The 18706-nt window shown below is 60.4% G+C and carries 21 protein-coding genes; 6 read left to right on the top strand and 15 right to left on the bottom strand.

The features are described from left to right. Positions 1 to 4: 4 nt before the first annotated feature. Positions 5 to 175: a 50S ribosomal protein L32 gene (gene rpmF, locus FBAL_RS07090; RefSeq protein WP_013344903.1), complete on the bottom strand. Its 171-nt coding sequence runs from the start codon at positions 173 to 175 to the stop codon at positions 5 to 7. 17 nt (positions 176 to 192) lie between these two features. After that, positions 193 to 726 (bottom strand): 23S rRNA accumulation protein YceD, encoded by a 534-nt coding sequence (gene yceD, locus FBAL_RS07085; RefSeq protein WP_013344902.1) that lies wholly within the window; start codon positions 724 to 726, stop codon positions 193 to 195. Positions 727 to 921: 195 nt separating this feature from the next. Between yceD and FBAL_RS07080 the strand changes: the two genes are divergently transcribed. Next, a complete protein-coding gene (locus FBAL_RS07080) occupies positions 922 to 1518 on the top strand; it encodes a Maf family protein (protein WP_013344901.1) in 597 nt (198 codons plus the stop codon). Positions 1519 to 1584: 66 nt separating this feature from the next. Then, positions 1585 to 1920 carry an Mpo1-like protein gene (locus FBAL_RS07075; protein ID WP_013344900.1) on the top strand — a complete coding sequence of 112 codons (336 nt, stop codon included), beginning with the start codon at positions 1585 to 1587 and terminating at the stop codon, positions 1918 to 1920. A gap of 7 nt (positions 1921 to 1927) precedes the next feature. Here the strand turns inward: FBAL_RS07075 and FBAL_RS07070 are convergent, their stop codons facing one another. Then, the gene (locus FBAL_RS07070; RefSeq protein ID WP_013344899.1) at positions 1928 to 2575 is read right to left on the bottom strand and encodes an HAD family hydrolase; all 648 of its coding nucleotides are present in this window, start codon (positions 2573 to 2575) and stop codon (positions 1928 to 1930) included. Continuing rightward, positions 2572 to 3534: a 23S rRNA pseudouridine(955/2504/2580) synthase RluC gene (rluC, locus tag FBAL_RS07065; protein WP_013344898.1), complete on the bottom strand. Its 963-nt coding sequence runs from the start codon at positions 3532 to 3534 to the stop codon at positions 2572 to 2574. Before rluC ends, FBAL_RS07070 begins: the two co-directional genes overlap by 4 nt. Positions 3535 to 4097: 563 nt before the next feature. On the opposite strand from rluC, the gene rne reads away from it, so the two are divergent. Beyond that, positions 4098 to 7397 carry a ribonuclease E gene (rne, locus tag FBAL_RS07060; RefSeq protein ID WP_013344897.1) on the top strand — a complete coding sequence of 1100 codons (3300 nt, stop codon included), beginning with the start codon at positions 4098 to 4100 and terminating at the stop codon, positions 7395 to 7397. A 66-nt stretch (positions 7398 to 7463) separates the two neighbouring features. Here rne and FBAL_RS07055 read toward each other — a convergent pair whose 3' ends face one another. From FBAL_RS07055 to FBAL_RS07045, 3 genes are all read right to left on the bottom strand, one after another. Beyond that, on the bottom strand, positions 7464 to 7967 hold the full coding sequence (locus tag FBAL_RS07055) for a low molecular weight protein-tyrosine-phosphatase (protein ID WP_280963746.1): 504 nt from the start codon (positions 7965 to 7967) through the stop codon (positions 7464 to 7466). Positions 7968 to 8116: 149 nt separating this feature from the next. Then, positions 8117 to 9022, bottom strand: coding sequence for a bifunctional methionine sulfoxide reductase B/A protein (locus FBAL_RS07050; RefSeq protein ID WP_013344895.1), 906 nt, complete (start codon positions 9020 to 9022; stop codon positions 8117 to 8119). An 88-nt stretch (positions 9023 to 9110) separates the two neighbouring features. Further along, positions 9111 to 9323 carry a hypothetical protein gene (locus FBAL_RS07045; RefSeq protein ID WP_013344894.1) on the bottom strand — a complete coding sequence of 71 codons (213 nt, stop codon included), beginning with the start codon at positions 9321 to 9323 and terminating at the stop codon, positions 9111 to 9113. A gap of 223 nt (positions 9324 to 9546) precedes the next feature. Here FBAL_RS07045 and queD point away from each other — a divergent pair, with 223 nt between their 5' ends. Continuing rightward, positions 9547 to 9915, top strand: coding sequence for a 6-carboxytetrahydropterin synthase QueD (gene queD, locus FBAL_RS07040; protein WP_013344893.1), 369 nt, complete (start codon positions 9547 to 9549; stop codon positions 9913 to 9915). On the opposite strand, the gene queE is transcribed toward queD, so the two are convergent. The 4 genes from queE to htpX form a co-directional block, all read right to left on the bottom strand. Continuing rightward, complete coding sequence (gene queE, locus FBAL_RS07035) at positions 9912 to 10580, bottom strand: 7-carboxy-7-deazaguanine synthase QueE (RefSeq protein ID WP_013344892.1); 669 nt, start codon at positions 10578 to 10580, stop codon at positions 9912 to 9914. The two genes, queD and queE, sit on opposite strands and share 4 nt — an antisense overlap. A gap of 107 nt (positions 10581 to 10687) precedes the next feature. Beyond that, positions 10688 to 10987: a cytochrome c3 family protein gene (locus tag FBAL_RS07030; RefSeq protein ID WP_013344891.1), complete on the bottom strand. Its 300-nt coding sequence runs from the start codon at positions 10985 to 10987 to the stop codon at positions 10688 to 10690. Positions 10988 to 11223: 236 nt separating this feature from the next. Further along, the gene (locus FBAL_RS07025; RefSeq protein WP_013344890.1) at positions 11224 to 11541 is read right to left on the bottom strand and encodes a cytochrome c3 family protein; all 318 of its coding nucleotides are present in this window, start codon (positions 11539 to 11541) and stop codon (positions 11224 to 11226) included. A gap of 265 nt (positions 11542 to 11806) precedes the next feature. Continuing rightward, positions 11807 to 12685, bottom strand: a complete 879-nt coding sequence (htpX, locus tag FBAL_RS07020; protein WP_013344889.1) for a protease HtpX — start codon at positions 12683 to 12685, stop codon at positions 11807 to 11809. A 397-nt stretch (positions 12686 to 13082) separates the two neighbouring features. Here htpX and pepE point away from each other — a divergent pair, with 397 nt between their 5' ends. Next, positions 13083 to 13790 carry a dipeptidase PepE gene (gene pepE, locus FBAL_RS07015; protein WP_013344888.1) on the top strand — a complete coding sequence of 236 codons (708 nt, stop codon included), beginning with the start codon at positions 13083 to 13085 and terminating at the stop codon, positions 13788 to 13790. Here the strand turns inward: pepE and bioD are convergent. From bioD to bioB, 4 genes are read right to left on the bottom strand one after another with little or no spacing between them, the layout of a single operon-like run. Continuing rightward, a complete protein-coding gene (bioD, locus tag FBAL_RS07010) occupies positions 13774 to 14454 on the bottom strand; it encodes a dethiobiotin synthase (protein ID WP_085949578.1) in 681 nt (226 codons plus the stop codon). The two genes, pepE and bioD, sit on opposite strands and share 17 nt — an antisense overlap. Continuing rightward, a complete protein-coding gene (locus FBAL_RS07005) occupies positions 14454 to 15185 on the bottom strand; it encodes a methyltransferase domain-containing protein (RefSeq protein ID WP_013344886.1) in 732 nt (243 codons plus the stop codon). Before FBAL_RS07005 ends, bioD begins: the two co-directional genes overlap by 1 nt. Further along, on the bottom strand, positions 15182 to 16312 hold the full coding sequence (locus tag FBAL_RS07000) for an aminotransferase class I/II-fold pyridoxal phosphate-dependent enzyme (protein ID WP_013344885.1): 1131 nt from the start codon (positions 16310 to 16312) through the stop codon (positions 15182 to 15184). Before FBAL_RS07000 ends, FBAL_RS07005 begins: the two co-directional genes overlap by 4 nt. After that, complete coding sequence (gene bioB / locus FBAL_RS06995) at positions 16299 to 17324, bottom strand: biotin synthase BioB (RefSeq protein WP_013344884.1); 1026 nt, start codon at positions 17322 to 17324, stop codon at positions 16299 to 16301. Before bioB ends, FBAL_RS07000 begins: the two co-directional genes overlap by 14 nt. Before the next feature lie 108 nt (positions 17325 to 17432). Here bioB and bioA point away from each other — a divergent pair, with 108 nt between their 5' ends. After that, on the top strand, positions 17433 to 18701 hold the full coding sequence (gene bioA, locus FBAL_RS06990; protein WP_013344883.1) for an adenosylmethionine--8-amino-7-oxononanoate transaminase: 1269 nt from the start codon (positions 17433 to 17435) through the stop codon (positions 18699 to 18701). Positions 18702 to 18706: the final 5 nt, after the last annotated feature.

Genomic DNA, 18706 nt, shown 5'->3' with positions numbered 1-18706 from the left:
CAACTTACAGGTTGATGACCTTCTTGCCACGGTAGTAACCATCAGCAGTCACGTGGTGACGACGATGCTTCTCACCAGAAGTGGCGTCTACAGACAGTTGAGATGCAGTCAGTGCATCGTGAGAGCGACGCATACCACGCTTGGAACGAGTCTTACGGTTCTGTTGTACGGCCATGGCCCCAATCTCCTCGATTAATTTCGCTTAAGAGTTTCTAACACCGCGAACGGGTTCTTCGGACGCTCATCAGCAGGGTCGGTTTTGGGTAAATTCCCAACCGTGACATCTCGTGAGGACTGGTTGCAGGCTTCTGAATCGTGCATCGGCACGATGGGGAAGGCCAGCAGGACTTCATCCTCAATAAGATGCTGAAGGTGCACCTCGCCATTTTCGTCTAATTCGACTGGCTCATAGGCGTCCGGGAGCTCATCAATCTGTGAATCGTCAGTCACAGGACTGTATGCGAACTCAACCGCGATCGGATGGCTATAGGTGTTCATGCAACGCTGACATACCAGAGTGAGCTCCGTCACAGCCTTCCCCTTGAGGTAGACTATCCCCTGAACATCAATGCCACATTCAACGAACACCCGCACATCAGTGCAGTCGCCGGCGCTTGCCCCGTTCACGCGCTTGAGCACCTTAGCCGGAAGGACACCTTCGTAGCTAAGACCTCGTTGAGCGCAACGAGCCGGGTTAAGCATTACCGGAATTCGTACATTCTGCATAAGGCGCGCATCTTAATGGTTGAACTGAACCGAGTCAAAGGAAATTTTAGACCCGGGAAGCCCGCCTGACGCGGCTTTGTACAGCGACGAAGCGTGCTCGGCGAGGTCCGCTTTTTACGTGTTTACCTTGGTGCTGTCAACGGGATTTGTTAGCCTTTGCGGCCCACTTTCCATTGAATGAAGTCACAGGTAACTATGGACAAGGTTCTGGTACTCGGATCCACCTCCCCTTTCCGCCGCGAACTGCTCGGCAAACTGGGCCTGCCGTTTGAGTGCGACAAGCCTGAAGTGGACGAGACCCCGCTGCCGGACGAGACCGCACAGCAACTGGTGGCCCGTCTGGCCGAAGCCAAGGCCAAAGCCGTGGCCGAACGCCACCCCAACGCCCTGATCATCGGCTCCGATCAGGTGGCGGTGGTGGCAGGCAATATTCTCGGCAAGCCCCACACCCATGAAAAAGCCGTCGCACAGCTCAGTGCCGCCAGCGGTGAAGTGGTCACCTTCTATACCGGCCTGTGCCTCTACAACAGCACCACCGGTAAGGCACAAACCCTGGTGGAGCCCTTCGAGGTGGCTTTTAAAGCCCTGACAGAGGCTCAGATTGAGGGTTATCTGCGTGCTGAACAACCCTACAACTGCGCTGGCAGCTTTAAGAGTGAAGGCCTTGGCATCATGCTGTTTGACCGCCTCACCGGCCGCGACCCCAACGCACTGATTGGCCTGCCCCTGATCAGCCTGGGCGAGCTGCTGGCCAACGAAGGCGTGGACGTTCTGACCCTGCAACAACGCTGAGGCGCTTGCCCGGGGACCGGTCCTTCGCTACAAAAGGAAGGTTGGCACTGCGGACAGGGAGTCCCCATGAGCACCAAGCGCTTTACCCATTTTGCTGAGTTTTACCCCTTCTACCTGCGCGAACACAGTGACGCCCGCTGTCGCGCCCTGCACTACACCGGCTCCATTCTGGTTTTACTCTGTCTCGGATTTATTCTGGCCAGCGGACGCTGGACACTGCTCTGGTTGCTGCCGGTGATCGGCTACGGTTTCGCCTGGGTGGGTCACTTTGGTTTTGAGCACAATAAGCCCGCGACCTTTCAATACCCGTTTTACAGCCTGGCGGCAGACTGGGTGATGCTGAAAGATTGGATGACCGGGCAGCTCGACGCCAAACTGGCTGACGCACTGGCCCGGAAATAAAACGCGGTCAGACCCAGTCCAACAGCTCGAGGGGATGGTGGATCACCGCGCGGGGACAGGCGGTCATCAGGTGTGCTTCACTGCCGGCACCATAGCTGACGCCAATGCTGTCACTGCCCGCTCGCCTGCCCATCTCCAGATCAAACCAGGCATCGCCCACCATCAGCGCACGCTGCGGCGCCACCTGGTGGGCCTGGCACAACTCCATCACCATCTGCGGGTCAGGCTTGGAAGCGGTTTCACAAGCGGTGCGGGAATCGACAAAGTGGTGCTTCAGGCCACTGTGGGCAAACGCTCTTTCCAGGCCATGACGCGCCTTACCGGTGGCCACCGCCAGTTTGTGGCCGCTGCCACGCAGTGATTCCAGTAGGGTGTCCACACCTTCAAACACAGGTGTAGGTGGCAGGTCTGGGTCGCTGTACAGCACCCGATAGCGTTCGCGAAAGCGCTGTTGGCGGTCACCATCCAGCCCGGGAACCAGGTTGTTGATCGCTTCCGCCATGGACAGGCCAATGATGCCGCGAACCTCTTCTTCACTGGCGACCGGCAGCGACTCAAGCCGTGCGGCCTGCTGCCAGCAGTGGACAATGCGGCCCACCGAATCCATCAGTGTACCGTCCCAGTCGAAGATGATGAGGTCGTAGGCTCGGCTCATCCGCGCAAGGCCTCCAGTGCCGCTTCCAGCTTGTTGTCCAACGGTGCTTCCACCGTCATGGTCACCTCCTCCACCGGATGGGTAAAGGAGAGGCGGAACGCGTGCAGGAACAGCCGGTCGAGGCCTTTCTTGCGCATCAGTACGTCGAACTCGTCGTCGCCATAGCGCTCATCGCAGGCGATCGGGTGACCCGCATGCTGGGTATGCACGCGAATTTGATGCGTGCGGCCGGTGATGGGGCTGCACTCCACCAACGTGCCCTCAGCAAAGTTTTCGACGATGCGGAAGCGGGTCTCAGACGGTTTGCCCGCTGCATCCACCCGCACCAGGCGCTCACCGGTGCCCAGGGTGTTTTTCAGCAACGGTGCCTGCACCGCCCGGGTTTTGGGGTTCCACTGCCCTTTCACCAGCGCCAAATATTGTTTGCGCATGGTCTTCTCCCGCAGTTGGTCCTGCAGGTGTTTCAAGGCGGAGCGACGCTTAGCCACCATCAGCAAGCCAGAGGTAGCGCGATCAAGACGGTGCACCAACTCGAGCTGACGCTCATTGGGGCGCAGCGCACGCAGCGCTTCAATCACCCCAAAGTTGATGCCACTGCCACCGTGCACGGCAATGCCGGACGGTTTATTGATCACCAGCATCACCTTATCTTCGTAGACGATCTGGCTCTCCAGCTGCGCCACCTTTTCCAGCTTGGCGGAGGGCGCGACGGTCTCGTCTCGCTCAGACACGCGGATCGGGGCGATGCGGATCTGGTCGCCGTCTGCCAACTTGTATTCGGGTTTAATGCGCTTTTTGTTGACCCGCACTTCGCCTTTGCGCAAAAGACGGTAAATCAGGCTCTTTGGCACCCCTTTTAGGAAGGTACGCAGGAAGTTATCGATACGCTGACCGGCATGGTCTTCGGTAATGTCGACCCATTGGACCTGGGGACTGGGTTTGGAAACGGACTCTTTCATGGGCGCTAGTGTACACCGAGCCATAAAGCGGCCCAAATAGCGCGTTCGATAATTGCTGAGGATTTGCAAAGTTGCTATTCTTGTCGCACCGGTGGGCTCAGAATGCCCGTTTGATGGAGATACCATCCCGGTCGGGGCCAGGAAAGGGCCAGTAATCTCGCAGTTTCACGGATTACCCGCAGACCATACCCCGGGCAGGTGAGCGCCTTTGACGCCCCTGCGCTGGCGACGGTGCCTCCATCCGAGGCAGGCTTCCTTCCCCGCAATCGATATAGAAATAAGCACTGTTACCGACAGGTCTGACCGGCAGAATCGCCCGGCAGAGACAAAGATTTCATCAGACGCTCCGGCGGCTGATAGCGGCGCGAAAGCGCATTGACAATGAGGCCTATCAGGCAACCAGACCATCCGCGGTGCGCCCGCGGCTGCCTGCTCTAGAGTGTGGGTTCACCCCACCGTGCCTCCACCCCAGTCCAGCCGTGAGGCTGCTTAACACCTTGGGGTGCCGGGTTTGCTCCGGTACTCGACCTGTTCGGTGACAAGAAATGGAATCTGTCACCAAAATGAAAAGAATGTTGATTAACGCAACTCAATCTGAAGAGTTGCGTGTTGCTCTGGTAGATGGCCAGCGCCTCTATGATCTGGATATCGAAAGTCCCGGTCACGAGCAGAAAAAAGCCAATATCTACAAAGGCAAAATCACCCGCGTAGAACCCTCCCTCGAAGCTGCCTTCGTCGACTACGGCGCTGAGCGTCACGGCTTCCTTCCCATCAAAGAGATTGCCCGCGAATACTTTGCTGATGGTGCGCCGATGGCCGGTCGCCCCAACATCAAAGAGGTGATCAAAGAGGGCCAGGAAGTGATCGTCCAGGTCGACAAAGAGGAGCGTGGTACCAAGGGCGCGGCCCTGACCACCTTCATCAGCCTCGCCGGTTCCTACCTGGTACTGATGCCGAACAACCCCCGCGCTGGTGGTATCTCCCGCCGCATCGAGGGTGACGAGCGCTCTGAGCTGAAAGACGCCCTGTCCAAGCTGCAGGTGCCGCAAGGCATGGGCCTGATCGTCCGTACCGCGGGCGTTGGCAAAGCCGCTGAAGAACTGGCGGACGACCTGCGCGTGCTGCTGCACCACTGGGACGCCATCAAGCAAGCCGCTGACAGCCGCCCGGCGCCGATCCTGATCCATCAGGAAAGCAACGTTATCGTTCGCGCCATCCGTGATTACCTGCGCAGCGACATCGGCGAAATCCTCATCGACCACCCGCGCATCTTCGAACAGGCCAAAGAGCACATCAGCCTGGTGCGCCCGGACGCCCTGAGCAAGCTCAAGCAGTACCAGAGCGAAGTGCCGCTGTTCACCCACTACCAGATCGAAACCCAGATTGAGTCCGCTTTCCAACGGGAAGTGCGCCTGCCGTCTGGTGGTTCCATCGTGATCGATCCGACCGAAGCGCTGACCGCGGTGGACATCAACTCCGCCCGCGCCACCAAAGGCGGCGACATTGAAGAAACCGCACTGCAGACCAACCTGGAAGCGGCTGACGAGATCGCCCGCCAGCTGCGCCTGCGTGACCTCGGTGGCCTGGTGGTAATCGACTTTATCGATATGGGCCCGGTACGCCACCAGCGTGAAGTGGAAAACCGTCTGCGTGACGCCGTCCGTCAGGACCGCGCCCGCGTTCAGATCGGTCGTATCTCCCGCTTCGGTCTGTTGGAGATGTCCCGTCAGCGCCTGCGCCCGTCCCTGGGTGAGTCCGCTGCCCACCTGTGTCCGCGCTGTAACGGCCAGGGCACCATCCGTGGCACCGAGTCTCTGGCGCTCTCCATCCTCCGCCTGATGGAAGAGGAAGCGATCAAGGAGAACACCGCCCAGATCGAAGCTCAGGTTCCGACCGATGTGGCCGCGTTCCTGCTCAACGAAAAGCGCAAAGCGATTCGCATCATCGAGCAGCGCCACAAGGTGGAGGTGTACGTCATTCCGCACCCCCATATGGAAACCCCGAACTACACCGTGGTTCGCCACCGCAAAGACGACACCATCAGCGAAGCCAGCTACAGCCTGGTAGAGCGTCCGGAAGCGACTCTGTACGAACCGCGTAAGCTGGAACGTCAGCAGGGCGACAAGCCGGTACTGCAGGGTCTGAGCGCCCCGAAAGCGGAAGCCGAAGTCAAAGCCGAGAAGCCGGCCGAGAAAGCCCCTGCTCCTGCCAAGCCGAAGCGTCAGCCCAAAGCTGAGCCGGTTGCCGCCGCCAAGCCCGGCCTGCTGGCCCGCATTGGTGCTGCCATCAAGGGCCTGTTCAGCAGCGAAGAAGCCGAGCAGGAACAGCCGAAAGAGAAGAAGTCCGAGCGTGGTGGCCAACGTCGCCAACGTGGCGAGCGTGGCGAACGCGGCGAGCGTCAGGACCGTAACCGTCGTAACCGCAAGCGCGGCGAGCGTTCTGAGCAGGACGAGCAAGGTAAAGGCGAAGCCAACAAAGAGCGCCGCCGCAACCGTCGCGACCGTCGTGGTGACCGCAACCAGGATGAGCCGCGTCAGGATCGTGCCGCCAAGTCCGGTAAGGACAACCGCGAAGAGCGTCGTGACGACTCTCGTCGTGAGGAGCGTCGTGAAGAATCCCGTCGTGAAGAGCGCCGTGATGATTCCCGTCGCGAAGAGCGCCGCGAGCGTCGTAAGAAAGAGCCGCGTCAGGACAAGGTAGAGAAAGTCGAAAAGGTTGAGGCGGAAGCCGAAGCCAAAACCGAATCTCGCCGCGAAGAGCAGGTTGAGCAACGCCGCGAGCGTCGTCAACGCCGTCAGCTGGAGCGTTCCGTTCGCAGCCAGCCGATCAAGCGTGACGCCGTTGAGGAAGAAGCCCAGGTTGCCGCCCCGGTAACCGAAGTGGCTGCTGAGCAACCGGCTGTCGCCCCGCAACCCGCTGCCGAAGCGCCGGTACAGACCGCCGTGGCAGCCGAAGGCAATGGCGAGCGTCGCGAAGAGTCCGAACTGACCCTGACCGACAATGAGCGCAACGCTCACCGCCGCTCTCGCCGCAGCCCGCGTCACCTGCGTGCCGCTGGCCAGCGTCGCCGTCGCCAGACCCGTGACGACGTTGAGCAGGGCAGCGAAGGCGAAATGCCGGAGCAGCAGGCTCAGCGTGACCCGGTTACGGCCCGTTACCCGGAAGCCACTGACATGGCTGCACCGGCGGAAGAGCAACTGAGCATCCCGCTGGACCAGCCTGAGGTTGCCGAAGCCCCGGCCGCAGAAACCGTTGCTGACGAAGCCAAAGCGGAAGTGACCGAAGCCCCGGCGACAGAAGCCGTTGCTGAAGAAGCCAAAGCGGACGCTACCGAAGCCCCGGCTGCACAAGCGGTTGCTGAGGAAGCGGTTGTTGAAGAGGCCAAGGCCGAAGTCACCGAAGCCCCGGCTGCACAAGCCGTTGCTGAAGAAGCGGTTGTTGAAGAGGTAAAGACCGAAGTGACCGAAGCCCCGGCTGAGGAAGTGGTTGCTGAAGAGGTTAAAGCCGAAGTGAGCGAAGCCCCGGCTGAGGAAGCGGTTGCTGAAGAGGTTAAAGCCGAAGTGACCGAAGCCCCGGCTGAGGAAGTGGCTGCTGAAGAGGTAAAGGCCGAAGTGACTGAAGCTCCGGTGGAAACCGCCGCAGAGGAAGCCGCCCCGGCCCCGGTCGCCACCGCAGCACCGCGTAACGGTCTGCTGGACCTGAGCCGCGCAGCCCAGGCTGCTATGGCGACTCCGGCAAGCACCGCCCCGGAGATGCCGCTGAAGGAAGTGACCGTGCCGCAGTACGAAGCCAAAGCCAATGACTTCGCACTGAACCGCTACCGCATGATGGTGAACGCCAACATGACTCGCCCGGTCGAGTAAGCCTCCGGGCCACAAAAAAGCCACCCAATCGGGTGGCTTTTTTTATGTCTCGATTTCGAGCAGGGGTCAGCGCGGCAGGCGGGAGAGTGGCGTCAGCCAGGCGTCCGCCGCCGCCTCAATCAGGTCGAGCACCTGCTCAAAGCCATCCTCGCCACCGTAGTAGGGATCGGGCACCTCACGGGCGCCCTGCCCCAGGCTGTCGAGGATCAGACCAATGTGCGCCGTGACCGGGCCACGGGCCAGGCGATGGATGTCTGCCAGGTTTTGCTGGTCAGCGGCCAGGACCAAATCAAACCGGTTCAGGTCTGCCGCCCTGATCTGCCGTGCCGTCATGCCCTGAAACCGATAGCCCCGGGCCCGCCCTGCAGCACTGGAGCGCGGATCCGGGGCTTCACCCGCGTGATAGGCAATGGTACCGGCAGAATCGATGGAGAGCGCCAGCCCCAGTGCTTCAGCGCGGTGGCGAAAGACCGCTTCCGCGGTGGGGGAACGACAGATATTGCCCATGCAGACAAGCAGGATGGATTGAACGGGTTGGGAGCGGGATTGCAGCAGTTCAGCGATCGACACGATTGGGGCACCAGGTCAGTGATAATGCCCCTACCCTAGCGGAAGTTGCACAGCGGAACCAGCCAGCCATTGACGCCACATGACCAAGCGGAGATCCGAGGGCGAAATCGGCACCTGGCGTCCCTTCTCGGGCGCCAGGTGCCGCCTCGTTATGCGCCGCCCTCCGGCCGGACGCGATCCGAATACTTGGCCATCAGAGCGGCCAGCTTGGGTTTGATGTTCCAGTGACAGTACGGCTGGTTGCTGTGTTGGTTGAAGTAGTTCTGATGCTCCGATTCGGCCGGATAGAAGGGCTCATTGCCGCGCAGCTCGGTGACGATCCTGCCCCGCCCCAGCTGTTCCAATGCCGTGATCTGCTGCTGCGCAATCTGACGTTGGGTGTCGTCCTGGCAAAAGATGGCACTGCGGTACTGGCTGCCCCTATCGGCGCCCTGCTGATCCCAGCTGGTGGGGTCATGGCAATCGAAAAACAGCTCCAGCAGCTGGCCAAAACTGATGATGGCCGGGTCAAAGCCAATCCGGATCACCTCAATGTGGCCACTGTCACCGGCACAGACACTGCGGTAATCGGCGCGCTCCTGCTCGCCACCGGCGTAGCCGCTGGTCACCGAGGACACCCCCTGCAATCGTTGAAACAGCGCTTCGAGGCACCAGAAACAACCGCCGCCAAACACTGCCCACTGTTCACCGGCCTCGGCACTGGGTGCAAAGCTCATGGACAGGGCATTCACGCAGTGGCGCAGGTTTTTGGCCGTCAGTCCCTCACCCTCAAAAACGTGACCCAGATGGCCGCCGCACTGAGCGCAGAGGATCTCCGTTCTGCGCCCGTCGGCATCGGTTTCACGGCGGACAGCACCGGCAATCTCATCATCGAACGAAGGCCAGCCGCAACCGGATTCGAACTTGTGCTCAGAACGAAACAGCGGTGACTGGCAGCGACGACAGCAGTAGGTGCCCTGATCATCCAGGCTCAGGAAGCGGCCACTGAATGGGCGCTCTGTGCCTTTCTCTTCCAGTACCTGTTGTTCATCATCAGTAAGTGGGGGCTGGCGCATACGTCCTCCTTGGCGACGTCCGATTATCTACACCTTACACAAAAAAGGAGACCCAGAGATCTCCTTACGGCTTTCATGCGAGCCCGGATTAATGGGACTCCAGCACCCAGCCCCGTTGATTCATGCACTCGGCAAAGCGGTCGTTGTAGCCGGCGGCACTGGCATCCAGTCGACGGTTGCAGTTATCGCGATCCTGAAGGAAACCCTGGCCGTCTTTCGTCGGGTGGACCCAGGTGGCATCCGGACCACCACATCCCATCAGCAACATCAGGGCCGCCAGACCGCCCAAAATTTTCTTCATGCTCATCTCCTGCCAAAAATTGGTCGATAGTGGAGATAATTTCTACCTGAATTAAACCCTTATCGCCAATCGTTTATACGGATAGTGTCGAACGGAAATTCGGAATAATCGACGATAACGCCCTCTTTCCTCGGCTATTACCTGTGATTCACAAGGGGGGTTGGTTGCCCATGCCCCCCCTCCGTGGCACACTTGGCGCCCCATTGTCGTCAGGCCGAAGTTGATGTCCGTCGAGATCTATAAAGAGTTTACCTTTGAAGCAGCCCACAAGCTGCCGCACGTTCCTGCTGGCCACAAGTGTGGGCGGCTCCATGGCCACTCCTTCCTGGTACGCATCAGCGTTGCAGGGGATGTGGACCCGCACACCGGCTGGGTGATGGATTTCGCCGAGCTGAAAGCCCACTTCAAGCCGATTTGGGAACGACTGGATCACCACTACCTGAACGACATCCCCGGTCTGGAAAACCCCACCAGTGAGGTGTTGGCCAAGTGGGTTTGGGCCGAGTTGAAGCCGAGCCTGCCTCAGCTGAGCGAGGTCGCGATCAAGGAAACCTGCACCTCCGGCTGCATCTACCGCGGCCCAGACGCTTAATCGATATTCAGGTACTTGTGGGTCTGCACGGACAAGCGCCAGTTGCGCTCGATGCAGACCCGCACACACAGCTCATTGGCCCGGTGCTGCTGGCTGATTGGCTGAAGCGCCACCTCTTTGCCCTCCAGCGCCACCCCGGCTAACAGCGCATCCAGCTCATCCACATGCTTCTGCATCGCCACCGGGTGTTTGATCTCATTGGCCCGTTCCAGCGCAGAACGCTGCACCTCCAATCCGCCCTTCATACCCACCTTGGGGGAAACCGTCACCCAGGTTTGCGGATCGGTCTTGACCTCAAAACACCCTGAGGTCTCAATCTGACAGCGCCAGCCCGCCGCAATCATGCGCTCCGTCAATGGACGAAGGTCATACATGCAGGGCTCTCCACCGGTAATCACCAGGTGGCGGGCACGATATTGCGGGCCCGTCAGGTGCGCCACCAGTTGCTCAAGCGGCCATTGTGCCCAGCGCGGTTCGCCATCACCGGCGCCAATCACAAGGCCCGGCTCAACCTGATCCTCAGCCAGCACCTCCCAGGTGTGGCGGGTATCGCACCAGGCACAGCCCACCGGGCAGCCCTGCAGGCGCAGGAATACCGCCGGCACACCGGTAAAGTGGCCTTCGCCCTGGATGGTTTCAAAGATTTCGTTGACGGGATACTGCATCGGACCCTCCTGGATTGAGGGCGACATTGTAGGCAGGGAAGCGAGAGAAGGAAACCTGGGCCGTGAAGGGCCCAGAAAAAACGCCGCATTACGCGGCGTTTGAGACCTTAGTGACAGTTGTCACAGGTGGCCGGAGCCTGACCCACTTCGTCTTCGTGGACGTTGTGACAGTCAGTACACTCCATCATGCCGTCGTGCTGCGGGTGCGGCTCGACCAGGTCAGCCATGCTGCCGTGGCAGTCAGCACAAGCCGCAGCTTCGTGAGCACCGTCTTCAGACGGCATACCGTCTGCGTGGCAGGTTTCACAGCCGGACATGTCAGAGTGCATGTCGGAAACAACGCTGGCAGCGGCAACGCCGAACGCCATGCTGGCACCGAACAGTGCGATAAGCAGGTTCTTGAACATTTTTCTCATCCTCACACAGTGTGTTGTTCCAGCCAGATGCGAGGTGCGTGAGCACGTATCGTACTGACATAGGAACTGGCTCACTGTAACAATTCAGGGTGAGATAAACCGTTGATCAGATCGCAGAATTTCAGAATTCTGGCTTAATAAAGTGACGAATATCAATGAAATGACATTGGAGCCAGAAAGCAAAACGCCGGTCACAGACCGGCGTTGAATTCCCCTATAGGACGGGTTCAGGGCGTCCGGCCGTCATCGTGGCAGGCGTCACAGGTCGGCTTCTGGCCCACTTCCATATCGTGTACGGCGTGGCAATCAGAGCACACCAGCATGTCGGCATGGGCAGCGTGCTGCTCACCTTCCAGTTCGGCCATGCCGCCATGACAGGCAACACATTGCTCATTCTCATACGCGCCATCGCTGGAGGGGCTGCCGTCCTGGTGACAGCTTTCACACCCATTCATTTCAGCATGCGCATCGGCTACCGTATCTGCAGCCGCCGCGCCGAACACCAGCCCCAAACCAAACAGGGCAATCAGCAGTTTTCTCAACACGTTCCTATCCTCCAAAACCACGGCTTCACAAGCCAACGGTATGCTCACACAGTCTTATAAAACCTAGCCGAGCCACTACGTTCCCGCAATGAGGCGGATTCGGCTTAGCCAAGTCTTTGTCCCATCGATATTTTTCGAAGGTGTGATAGATATATGTTTATCTTGAACATAACGCAAGCACCAGTGATTGCTTTCGGTTGACTCAGATTCTGATAGGCACACAAAAAAAGCGGCCAATTGGCCGCTTTTTTGAATGTCTGAGACATTAACCGCCGCGACGCAAGGTATCGATGCGTTGCTCCAGCGGCGGGTGGCTCATGAACAGCTCGGTCAGGCTGCCGCCTTTGCCGTTGATGCCAAAGGCCGCCATGTTGGCCGGCATGGTGCTTTCCGGGCCGTGGCGCAGACGCTCCAGCGCAGCCACCATCTTCTCGCGACCGGCCAGGGCCGCACCGCCCGCATCGGCGCGGAACTCGCGCTGACGGGAGAAGTACATCACGATGATGGAGGCCAGGATGCCAAAGATGATCTCCAGAATGAAGGACACCACCATGTAGGTCATGTAGCTGGCTTCTTCGCCGCTGTCTTCATCGCTGCTCAGTACATTACTTACGGTACCGGCGATCAGGCGCGCAGCGAAGATAACAAAGGTATTCACCACACCCTGGATCAGGGCCATGGTCACCATGTCGCCGTTGGCTACGTGACTCACCTCATGGGCCAGAACCGCTTCGACTTCATCGCGGTTCATGCCGTACATCAGGCCGGTAGAGACCGCCACCAGAGAGTTGTTGCGGCTCGGGCCAGTGGCGAAGGCGTTCATTTCCGGGCCAGAGTAGATGGCCACTTCCGGCATTTTAATGCCAGCTTGTTGGGCCTGGCGGGCAACGGTGTCCAGCAGCCAGGCTTCGGTTTCATCGCGCGGCTGCTCGATAACTTGCAGACCCATCGACTTTTTCGCCATCCACTTGGACATCTGCAAAGACAGCAGAGAGCCACCAAAACCAAAAACTGCCGCCAGCACCAGAATACCGGTGTAGCTGTGCAGCTGGATACCCAGTGCAGAAGTGATGATGCTCAGCACGATGCCCAGCACCAGCACAACGGCCAGGTTGGTCAGCAAAAAGAGGAAGATGCGCTTCATTGTTTCTCCTAATCATGGTCAGGCGCCCTGCTCCGGGCACCCATGCCAGAATGATCGGGATCCCACCGGCGCTTTTCAAGCTCAGCAAACGTAAAGAAACGTATAGAGGCGTAAGAAAAAGCCGCCCTGGGGAGGCGGCTTTATTAACTCGGTTTGGGAGACCGAACCACGTTGATAATCAGTATATGGCACTATTTGACGATAACAACCACAAGATATGGATCTAACAGAGAAATCTGTTCTATCTTTAGTGCTAACCGATCTTCCTATCAGGGTCACTTGGCACGTGATCCCGGCTTTTCAGTCCCTTTTCGCCATTCCGTCCCCATTACAGAGTTGCTAAACTGGCGTTAACATCTGATTTTTAAAAGCAAAATCGACGTTTCGGAGATCGATCATGAGCCTCTCCCTATTGCTGCTCAGCAGCTCGAAAGCGGATGACACCCCCTACCTCTCTCACGCCCTGAACTGGATGGCCGATCTGGTGGAACCCGGCAGTCGCTGGCTGTTTATCCCCTACGCCGGGGTCAGCATCAGCTATGACGACTACCACGCTAAGGTGGTCGACGCCCTGGCCGAGCTGGATTTTACCCTCGACAGCGCGCACCAGTTGAGCGATCCGGCCTCGGCATTGGGGGAGTACGATGGGGTAATGGTGGGCGGCGGCAACACCTTCCATCTGCTGCATGAGCTGTATCACCACAACCTGGTTGAGGTTCTGCGCGAGCAGGTGGCCAACGGCCTTCACTACATCGGCTGGAGCGCCGGCTCCAACGTTGCTGGCGACAGCATTCGCACCACCAATGATATGCCGATCATCCAGCCGCCCAGCTTCACGGCCCTGCAACTGGTGCCATTCCAGCTCAATCCCCACTACATCGATTACCATCCCCCCGGGCACCACGGTGAAACCCGGGAACAGCGCCTGCTGGAGTTCACCTGCGTGGACCCGCTGATGCCGGTGGTTGGGATCCAGGAGGGCACCGCCCTGAAGCGTCAGGGCAATGCACTGGTGTTGATGGGGGATAAAACCGGTTACCTGTTCCAGGGCAGCACCCAGAAACAGGCACTGCCTCCCGGCGCGGACCTCAGCCGCCTGCTGTAAGGGTTTTGACGGCCTGTGCCAGATGGTCACAGGCCGTTTCGTCACTGCCGAGATAGGGCACCTCGGCCAGCAGAGGGGCCGCCAGCATCGATTGCAGGGTGGCCAGGTTGTCCTGATAACGGCTCATATCCGGATCCACCCGGTTGGCGACCCAGCCCGCCAGAGTCAGCCCATCGGCCCGAATCGCCTCGGCGGTCAACAGGGCGTGGTTCAGACAACCCAGCTTCATCCCCACCACCAGAATTACCGGCCAACCCTCCCGGGAAACCCAGTCCGGCAGCGTGCCACCCGGCCCGATGGGCAAGCGCCAGCCGCCAGCGCCTTCCACCAGACACAGTCCGGCATCCGCCATCGCGGCTCTGGGCATGGCGGCACGGAGGCGCTCAACCGTAATGGACTCGCCCGCTTCCGCCGCAGCAATGTGGGGCGCAATGGGCGGTTGCAGGGCAATCGGGTTTACCTCGGCATAACTCAGCTTCAGGCTGCTGGCCGCCATCAGCGCCAGCGCGTCCTCGTTGTGCCATCCGTCCGGGGTCAGCTTGCAGCCTGCGGCAATTGGCTTTAAGCCCAGTGACGACATGCCCTGCTGCCGGGCCGCCGCCAACAGGCCGGCGCTCACCCGGGTTTTGCCCACCTCGGTGTCGGTACCGGTAACAAAGAAGATCATCGCGTTGCCTCCACCAGCACCAGCTGCCAGGTTAATGGGATCCCCTGCGCTTGCCGGTGTTGGTTCAAATGGTCATTCAGGCGGCGCCACCAGGCCCGGCCACGCAGACCGGCCTGGCGCTGGGCGCTGTGGTGCGCGCCGGTCGCTTTAAAGTGCGCCAGCAGGGTGCGCACATCGGCAAAGTGCACCACCTCGGTAAAGGGGGTCAGCTGCCACTCAGCCCAACCGGACTGGCTCAGCACCTGGCTTAACCCGGCCTCATCAGCAAACCGGTTGCAGGCCAGCACCCCTTGTTGTGCCAGCGGCTGCAACTCAGGAAAGGTGTGTGCCAGCGGCAGGGTGGCCAGCAACTGGCCACCGGGACGTATCACCTTTGCCAGCTTTGGCAGGGTTTCCGACAGGGGGCGACACCACTGGAGCGAGAGATTGGCGGCGATGCCGTCCACGCTGCTGGCTTGCACCGGCAAAGCGGTAATGTCTCCGCATACCGGGTTGGGCGTGCCCAGACACTGGGCCTGTTGCAGCATGGGCAGGGCCAGATCGAGGGCCAATACTTGTTGCGCGGGCAGGCCCCGGGCCACATAGCCGGTGCCGGTGCCGAGGTCCAGCCACTGCGCCGCGGGCCGGGCCTGTTGTAACAACCGCTCAGCCGCACGACGTTGCAGCGTGGCGTGCTGATCATAGCCAGCCGCTGCGCGGCCAAAGCACTCCGCTACCGCCTCACTCATGCCCCTTCCTCCAGAATCCCGGCCAGGGTGGCCACCAGACGCTCGATATCCGCTTCGGTGTGGGCGGCGGTCAGCACAATGCGCAGACGTCCCTGCCCCTTTGGCACGGTAGGCGGGCGGATGGCAGGGACCCAGATGCCAGCCTCCTTCAGCTTGTCCGCCACCGCCAGTGTCCGTTCATTGTCTCCGATGATCACCGGAACGATGGCGCTGTCACTGGCCAGAGCCGGCAGCCCGGCCGATTTGGCCAGGGCGTGGAAGCGGTCGATATTGCGCCACAGCCGCTGCCGATGCTCCGGCTCAAACAGGCGCGACAGTTGATGGCTCACACGGCGGGCCTGATCAACACTCAGCGCAGTGGAGTAGATGTAGTGGCGTGCCGACTGCAACAGGGCATCAATCAGCCACTGAGGCCCCAGCAGCGCAGCGCCCTGGGCCCCAAGCACTTTGCCGAAGGTCAGGGTCAGCAGGTCGGGGCGCGCCGATTCCACCGCCCCCAATCCGCTTTCGCCAATGACGCCAAAGCCATGGGCGTCGTCCAGCCAGCTCAGGGCACCATGGCGCTGACACAATGCCACCATCTCCGCCATCGGAGCGCGATCACCGTCCATGGAGAACACCGATTCCGACACCACCAGGGTGGGGCTGTCGGCCTGCGCCAGCCAGTGGCCGAGGGTGTCCATGTCATTGTGTGGGAAACGGCGCAGGGTGGCAGGACTGGCCAGCGCGCCATCGATCAACGAGGCGTGGCTCAGTTTGTCAGCCAGCACCCTATCGCCGCTTTGCAACAGGCTGAAGGGCGCTGAGTTGGCGGCAAAGCCGGAACTGAACAACAGCGCCGCCGGGTAGCCGGTCAGGGCGCAGAGTTGCTGCTCCAGCTCGGCATGGGCACGATGCTGGCCCGTGACCAAAGGAGACGCGCCGGCCCCCTCGGCGCTGGGCGAGGCACCGCCCAACGCGAGGTTGAGGTAGTCATTACTGGCAAACTGCAGGTAGCGACGCCCCTGATGCAGCAGGGTACGACCGTCGCACGACTCAATGACCCGGCGTTGCCGCCACAATCCCTGAGCCTCGCGGCGAGCTCTGTCAGCCTGAGCCCGCTGCTGAAAGGGATCAATCGGCGGCATTGTAGAACAGCTCATCCTTCTGCGCGGGCGCCACCGGGGTCATCTTCTCAAGGTGCACCGGTGCGCCCTGCTCCGGACGCAGGCCCAGCTTGGCGAACAGCGCCATATCGCTGTTCTCCTTGGGGTTGGCGGTGGTCAGCAGTTTGCAGCCGTAGAAGATGGAGTTGGCGCCGGCAAAGAAACACATCGCCTGCAGCTCTTCGGTCATGTTTTCACGGCCGGCCGAGAGGCGAACGTGGGATTGCGGCATCATGATGCGGGCCACCGCGATGGCGCGGACAAATTCAATCGGGTCAAGGTCGTCCTGCTCGGCCATCGGCGTACCCGCCACTTTCACCAGCATGTTGATCGGCACACTTTCCGGGTGCTTCTCCATATTGGCCAGCTGCACCAACAGACCGGCGCGGTCACTGGCCTGCTCACCCATCCCGAGGATGCCGCCGGAACACACCTTCATCCCCGCTTTGCGGACGTTATCGAGGGTATTGAGGCGGTCGTCATAGCTGCGGGTGGAGATGATCTCGCCATAGAACTCCGGCGAAGTGTCGAGATTGTGGTTGTAGTAATCCAGCCCGGCTTGCGCCAGGGCTTCGGCCTGCTCGCTGCTGAGCATGCCCAGAGTCATGCAGGTTTCCATGCCCATGGACTTCACCTCCCGCACCATCTGCAGCAGATAGGGCATGTCACGCTCGCGCGGGTTACGCCAGGCAGCCCCCATGCAGAAGCGGCTGGCTCCGGCATCGCGGGCCGCGCGGGCTTCGGTCAGCACCTTTTCCACCTCGAGCAACTGCTCGGTCTCCAGCCCGGTGTGGTAGCGCGCGCTCTGGGGGCAATATTTGCAGTCCTCCGGACAGGCACCGGTTTTAATGGAGAGCAACCGGGAGATCTGCACCTGGTTGGGATCAAAGTGCTGACGGTGCACGGTTTGCGCTTCAAAGAGAAGGTCATTCAGGGGCTTAGCAAGCAGGGCCTGGACTTCTTCCAGTTGCCAATCGTGGCGGATCGGGGCCATAACGGAGTTCCATCTGAGTAAACAGTTATCGTTGGCTAGGATACGGTGAGCAGGTAGACTGTCAACGCCGACCACCGCACCAAATTGACTAATGGATATTTTTTAACCATGAAGGCCGATCTGCAGTTTGACCGTGACCACCTCTGGCACCCCTACACCTCCACCACCCATCCCCTGCCCTGCTACCCGGTCGCAAGGGCCGAAGGGGTTCACATTGAGTTGGAAAGCGGTGAACGCCTGATTGATGGCATGAGCAGTTGGTGGTCCACCATCCATGGCTACAGCCATCCGGTGCTGGTCAATGCCGCGAAAGCGCAGCTGGACCGCATGAGCCACGTGATGTTTGGCGGCCTGACCCACGGCCCCGCAACGGCCCTGGGACAGCGTCTGGTGGCGATGACCCACCCCAGCCTGACCAAGGTGTTTCTGGCGGATTCCGGCTCCGTCTCGGTGGAAGTCGCACTGAAGATGGCGCTGCAATACCAACAGGGTTGTGGTCGCAGGGACAAAACCGGACTGATGACCATTCTTGGGGGCTACCACGGTGACACCTTCGCCGCCATGAGCGTGTGCGACCCGGTCAATGGCATGCATGGCCTGTTTCGGGACATCCTGCCCAAAGCCCAGTTCCTGCCACGGCCACAAACCGGGCTGGGCGAGCCATTGCACCCTGAAGACCGGGCCGCAATTGACGCGGCGATGGCGGAGCACGCCGCCCGCACCGCAGCGGTGATTGTCGAGCCGATGGTTCAGGGCGCCGGAGGCATGCGTTTCTACGGTGCCGCTTATCTGGATGCCCTGCGGGAGGCCTGCGACCGTCACAATATCGTGCTGATCTTCGATGAAATCGCCACCGGCTTTGGTCGCACTGGCGAGCTGTTCGCCTACCAACACAGCAATGTGGTGCCCGACATACTCTGCCTGGGTAAAGCGTTGACCGGCGGCACCATGACCCTGGCCGCCACCCTGGCCAGTGACGCCATCGCTGAGGGGGTGTGCGCCTCGGAGGCCGGCGTCTTTATGCATGGCCCAACCTTTATGGGCAATCCGCTGGCCTGCGCCGTGGCGGAGGCCAGTATGGGTTTGCTGGCCAGCGGCGATTGGCAGGCGCAGGTACGACAGATTGAGGCCCAGCTCCAGACCGAACTGTCCCCCTGCCGTGCATTGAGCTCCGTAGCGGACGTAAGGGTGTTTGGCGCCATAGGCGTGGTGGAAACCACCACAGCGGTCGATGTGGCGGCGATTCAGAAGCGGTTTGTGGCGGACGGCGTGTGGATCCGACCGTTTGGCAAGCTGGTCTACATCATGCCGCCCTACATCATCACCCCAGAGCAACTGACCCGATTAACCGGCGCCATCTACCGGGCACTGAGTTAAACCGG

It is taken from the genome of Ferrimonas balearica DSM 9799, assembly GCF_000148645.1.
GTDB lineage: Bacteria > Pseudomonadota > Gammaproteobacteria > Enterobacterales > Shewanellaceae > Ferrimonas > Ferrimonas balearica.
This window is presented reverse-complemented; position numbering and strand designations above follow the sequence as displayed.

Coding starts and splice junctions, on each gene's coding strand:
- rpmF (WP_013344903.1), bottom strand. CDS start 175: ATGGCCGTACAACAGAACCGTAAGACTCGTTCCAAGCGTGGTATGCGT.
- yceD (WP_013344902.1), bottom strand. CDS start 726: ATGCAGAATGTACGAATTCCGGTAATGCTTAACCCGGCTCGTTGCGCT.
- FBAL_RS07080 (WP_013344901.1), top strand. CDS start 922: ATGGACAAGGTTCTGGTACTCGGATCCACCTCCCCTTTCCGCCGCGAA.
- FBAL_RS07075 (WP_013344900.1), top strand. CDS start 1,585: ATGAGCACCAAGCGCTTTACCCATTTTGCTGAGTTTTACCCCTTCTAC.
- FBAL_RS07070 (WP_013344899.1), bottom strand. CDS start 2,575: ATGAGCCGAGCCTACGACCTCATCATCTTCGACTGGGACGGTACACTG.
- rluC (WP_013344898.1), bottom strand. CDS start 3,534: ATGAAAGAGTCCGTTTCCAAACCCAGTCCCCAGGTCCAATGGGTCGAC.
- rne (WP_013344897.1), top strand. CDS start 4,098: ATGAAAAGAATGTTGATTAACGCAACTCAATCTGAAGAGTTGCGTGTT.
- FBAL_RS07050 (WP_013344895.1), bottom strand. CDS start 9,022: ATGCGCCAGCCCCCACTTACTGATGATGAACAACAGGTACTGGAAGAG.
- FBAL_RS07045 (WP_013344894.1), bottom strand. CDS start 9,323: ATGAAGAAAATTTTGGGCGGTCTGGCGGCCCTGATGTTGCTGATGGGA.
- queD (WP_013344893.1), top strand. CDS start 9,547: ATGTCCGTCGAGATCTATAAAGAGTTTACCTTTGAAGCAGCCCACAAG.
- queE (WP_013344892.1), bottom strand. CDS start 10,580: ATGCAGTATCCCGTCAACGAAATCTTTGAAACCATCCAGGGCGAAGGC.
- FBAL_RS07030 (WP_013344891.1), bottom strand. CDS start 10,987: ATGTTCAAGAACCTGCTTATCGCACTGTTCGGTGCCAGCATGGCGTTC.
- htpX (WP_013344889.1), bottom strand. CDS start 12,685: ATGAAGCGCATCTTCCTCTTTTTGCTGACCAACCTGGCCGTTGTGCTG.
- pepE (WP_013344888.1), top strand. CDS start 13,083: ATGAGCCTCTCCCTATTGCTGCTCAGCAGCTCGAAAGCGGATGACACC.
- FBAL_RS07005 (WP_013344886.1), bottom strand. CDS start 15,185: ATGAGTGAGGCGGTAGCGGAGTGCTTTGGCCGCGCAGCGGCTGGCTAT.
- FBAL_RS07000 (WP_013344885.1), bottom strand. CDS start 16,312: ATGCCGCCGATTGATCCCTTTCAGCAGCGGGCTCAGGCTGACAGAGCT.
- bioB (WP_013344884.1), bottom strand. CDS start 17,324: ATGGCCCCGATCCGCCACGATTGGCAACTGGAAGAAGTCCAGGCCCTG.
- bioA (WP_013344883.1), top strand. CDS start 17,433: ATGAAGGCCGATCTGCAGTTTGACCGTGACCACCTCTGGCACCCCTAC.